At 61.5% G+C, this 3522-nt stretch carries 2 protein-coding genes; both read right to left on the minus strand.

Annotated elements, in window-relative coordinates:
• Positions 1-958: 958 nt before the first annotated feature.
• On the minus strand, positions 959-2437 hold the full coding sequence (locus QZ213_RS26120) for a L,D-transpeptidase family protein (protein WP_291688948.1): 1479 nt from the start codon (positions 2435-2437) through the stop codon (positions 959-961).
• Positions 2438-2697: 260 nt separating this feature from the next.
• A partial coding sequence (locus tag QZ213_RS26125; RefSeq protein WP_291688949.1) for an acetyl-CoA carboxylase carboxyltransferase subunit alpha occupies positions 2698-3522 on the minus strand: 825 nt, incomplete at its 5' end.

Here is a 3522-nt window from a genome sequence, read left to right on the forward strand (position 1 = left end):
CTCCCGTTTATGTCCAGTTCTTTCAACGCCAGCTTGCAGTGCCATTAGCCGACTTTCTGCATAGCTCGAGGGTCGCAGTGTAACGTTGCCCTCATCATGCTTCAGGCGCAATCTGCCTTCCGCTTGTAACATCGCCGAATAATGTAATGTGGTGCATCGTTACTGAAATTCTGATCGCATTGTTTTTCACGACAGCTGCGGCCTCGACAGGATGATGCTCAAATGTGCGTTGGCGTGTCGCACTATTTATACGCAAGAAGCACTGATCCTGCTGTCTTACGAAAATTTAAGATCCCGTATCGCCACTAATCTCTCGCCGATCCACGACGTGCAATGGTGAGTGCTCTCCGCAATCGGTGCAGCGCGAAATGCGTTCCATTTGGAACAGCAGCTTCATGACGACCGAGCAGGTCAAAAATTTCCCCGGTGAAATTTCCCAGGTTGATTTTGACTTCGTATTTTATAGAAAACTTCAGCGCCCCAATACGGCGCTCTTCGATGCGTGAAGTTTGGGCTGCTAAGAACTTACACGTAAGCTGCTAAAACGCACTGACGAGCTTCGTAGCGCACGCAAGGCAGTTGGCGATCAAGCTATTGTTTTGCCGAAGAGAAATTCAACTAGTTATAGACAAAAAACGTGACAATCTTCCTTAGGTTGTGCTATGCTATTGTTACCGTTGGATAATTTCCTACACATGAGCAGTACAAGCACTGCCACGGCAGGTACGCATGAAGTCGCGCTGCGTTTCCGCAGCGTGGGCTTTCCCGGCCTGAGAGAGGCTCCGGTTTCGGCCGGAGGCCTTCCTTTTGGCGTGTGCGGCAGGGCCGGCGAGGCTGCGTTTGCCGGTCAGCTCGAACTGTCGATCAGCCGCTTGCAAAGGATCTTGCCGCGGTCGGAGCTGAATATCAGCAGCTAGCGCCGGTCATTCGGAATCTTGCGAAGCGGGGAAGAAGCGCCTTACTTGAAAGCCGAGAAGCGGTTGTCGAACGAATTCGGCTGAACGATCGGCGCCGAGCCGGCGACCGCGCCGTCTTTTCCGGCCGGGGTAGCCGCGGCTACAGTCGGAGCCTGGGCGTCAGAGACCGACGGCTTCAGCGGCGGACGGGCGGCCGCTTGCCTGACATCGGGCTTCGATGTCTCAGGCTTTGACGCCTTCTTGGCCTCGATCACCTTGGGCTTCGCCGCGACCGGCTGCGTGGTGGCGGTGGTATCGGCGCTGGCGCCGAAGCCGACCTTGCGCGCGAGGTTGCTGAAGAAGCCTTCGTCGGACGGCGCGCTCGGCGCGGCCGACGCTACCCGGGTGGACGGGGCGGGCGCGGTCGAGACGGGCGCAGCCGCGGGCGTCATGGAGGCCACCAGCGGCTCATCCGGCGAGGTCACCGGCCCATGCGGCGGATTGACGGTCGGCGGTATCGTGCCGGGCGCACGGGACACGGCGAGCAGCGACAAATTCTGTCCCTCGCCGCCCTCGGAAAGTCCGGTAGAGCCATTGGGCAGCTTGGAGGCGAACACCTTGTTCATGCCGCCGTCGATGCCGGTGTTCAGGCGGGCGACCGGCGTGCCCTTGGCGACGAGCTTGGCGAACTCGGCGTTATCCTGTTCCTGCTTTTCGCGGACGGCCTGGGCGAGTTCGTCCGGAATCACATAGACCGGGCATTTGGCCGACGCGTCGAATACCGGATCGCGCTTGGCGTCCGGCGGCTTCACGGCGTCGAACACGTATTTCTTCTCGCAGAAATCGACCTTAGGCTCCTGCCGCGTCACCTCGAAATGATCGTAGCCTTCCTTGATCATTTTCCAGAACGCCATGTTCGGATTGTTGCGATGCTTCGCCATGTTCAGCGCCGTCATCCGGAAAGGGTAGGCCTGAAACTGGAACGACCGCTGGCCGCCGAAGAAGGATTCGCGGCCCAGCGAATAAATTTCCGCGATCTGTTCGTCGGTCATCGCGTAGCAGCCGCGCGACGAGCAGTCGCCGTGCACCATCAGTTCCGAGCCGGTGTGTCCGAGCGACTTGTCGTAGGCGTTGGGGTAGCCGGTGTTGAACGAGAGATAGTACGCCGACTGCGGATTCATCTGCGCCGGCGAGATGGCATAGAAGCCTTCCGGCGCCTGGCGGTCGCCTTCGCGGACCTTGGGTCCGAGGTCGCCCGACCAGCGGCAGATCGGGTAGGTCTTCAACAGCGCGAAGCGGCCGGAGCGGGTCTGCTTCCAGACCTCGAGCTCGGCCTCCTCCTTGAACAGCCGGGTCAGGATCGGCGACTGCAGATCCATGTCCTTCTCGGCCATCTCGGCGACGAGCTTGGGCGGCACCGGCTGGTTGGCTTTGGCGTTGGTGGCGAGGGAGACTTCGTCGCTGTTGCAGCCGGCCAGCAGCGCACCGGCCGCGAGCGCGGCGGAGGTGATGAGCGCGCGAAGCAGCGAGCGATCAATCAATGCAAAGCTCCACACCCGACGGGCAATGTTCGCACCCCGATCATAGCGTACATACCCTGAAGCCATTGACTAAAATACTACTCTTTGACCCCCGCAGTCGCAAGCCGATGCGGGCACCGCGGCAAGCCCCCGTCAGGCATGGTCAACAGAGGTTAAATATCGGTGTCTGGGCCTAATTGGGGCCAAACCGTGGATTCCCGAAAAACCCGCGATTGGCGCCCGAGGGCACTTCTGGCCGCATTTGGAGAGAAAAAGCCGCCTTAAGCCAGCTTTCGGCCGATATCGAGGAATTTTTGCCGCCGCTGCCTGCGGATCGCGTCGGGATCGAGGTTGCGCAACTCGTCGAAGGCCTGCGCGATGGCTTCGCCCGTGGTCGCGATCATGGCCTGGGGATCGCGATGGGCGCCGCCGGAAGGCTCCGGCAGGATCGAATCAATGACGCCGAACCGCAGCATGTCCTGCGCCGTGATCTTCATGGAGGTCGCCGCTTCCTGGGCCTTGGTGCCGTCGCGCCACAGGATCGAGGACGCCGCCTCGGGCGAGATCACGCTGTAGATGGCGTGCTCGAACATCAGCACGCGGTTCGCCGTGGTGATGGCGATGGCGCCGCCCGACATGCCCTCGCCGGTGATGATCGCGACATTGGGCACCCCGAGCGACAGGCAGGCATCGGTGGAGCGCGCGATCGCTTCCGCCTGACCGCGTTCCTCGGCGCCGATGCCGGGATACGCGCCGGCGGAATCGACGATCGACAACACGGGAATGCCGAATCGCTCGGCCATCTCCATCAGCCGGACCGCCTTGCGGTAGCCCTCGGGGCGCGCCATCCCGAAATTATGCTTGATGCGGGATTCGGTGGTGGCGCCCTTTTCCTGGCCGATCACGCAGATGCTCTCGCCGCGGAAGCGGCCGAACCCGCCCATCAGCGCTTCGTCCTCGCCGAACTTGCGGTCGCCGGCCAGCGGCGTGAACTCCGAGATCAGCGCATTGATGAAATCGGTGAAATGCGGGCGCTGCGGGTGGCGCGCCACCAGCGTTTTCTGCCACGGCGTCAGGTTGGCGTAGAGCTCGGTGAGCGCCTGCGC

The sequence above is a fragment of the Bradyrhizobium sp. genome, assembly GCF_017881085.1.
Classification (GTDB): domain Bacteria; phylum Pseudomonadota; class Alphaproteobacteria; order Rhizobiales; family Xanthobacteraceae; genus Bradyrhizobium.